The sequence below is a fragment of the Ochrobactrum sp. SFR4 genome (assembly GCF_019730395.1).
Taxonomy (GTDB): Bacteria; Pseudomonadota; Alphaproteobacteria; order Rhizobiales; family Rhizobiaceae; genus Pseudochrobactrum.
Window position 1 is genome coordinate 1 of record NZ_JAAPBB010001126.1, and the last position, 248, is coordinate 248.

The following is a 248-nucleotide window of genomic DNA, read 5'->3' on the forward strand; positions in this document are numbered from 1 at the left end:
TTAACATCAGTGAATGTCGGTAATTCACGCATAGCAGTTAAATCAATTCTGGAAATTGTATAATCACCATAAAGCCAAGAAATTTTGTCTTCAGTAGACGGTTCTAAATTTAAACTCGTACATATTTTTTCAAGTACATCATTCATCAATCCTACCAGATCATCAGTACCGAATAAATTATGACCTTGCATAAATTTAGATGGATTTCCTGAAAATTCCATATAACCACGTTCAACAGTTCTGATTGC

Annotated in this window: 1 protein-coding gene; it reads right to left on the bottom strand. The window is 32.7% G+C overall.

Going from position 1 to position 248, the window contains the following annotated elements; all coding sequences use genetic code 11:
• Positions 1–248, bottom strand: a 248-nt coding sequence (locus tag HBA93_RS22540) for a phage/plasmid replication protein, II/X family (RefSeq protein ID WP_221724722.1), incomplete at both ends; no start/stop codon positions are given.